This is a genomic window from Staphylococcus rostri (genome assembly GCF_002902145.1).
In the GTDB taxonomy this organism is placed as follows: Bacteria; Bacillota; Bacilli; order Staphylococcales; family Staphylococcaceae; genus Staphylococcus; species Staphylococcus rostri.
Genome location: NZ_PPRF01000153.1, coordinates 1 through 207, shown reverse-complemented (window position 1 = coordinate 207; position 207 = coordinate 1). Strand labels below are relative to the sequence as shown.

General features: G+C 45.4%; 1 pseudogene. It reads left to right on the top strand.

Going from position 1 to position 207, the window contains the following annotated elements:
- Positions 1 to 207 (top strand): annotated as a pseudogene (locus CD122_RS12095) (hypothetical protein); the annotation flags it as partial.

The following is a 207-nucleotide window of genomic DNA, read 5'->3' as shown; positions in this document are numbered from 1 at the left end:
GCAGATGGTAACTACAAAGTAGATGTACCAGAAGGTGTAGAACTTAAAGAAGGCGACAAAGTTACAGTTGTAGCGAAAGATGGCAACGGTAATACGTCAACACCAACAGAAGGTACAGTAACTGATACAGTAGCACCAGACGCACCAACAGTGACAAACCCACAACCGGGTGACAAAGTCATCACAGGTACAGCTGAACCAAACGGA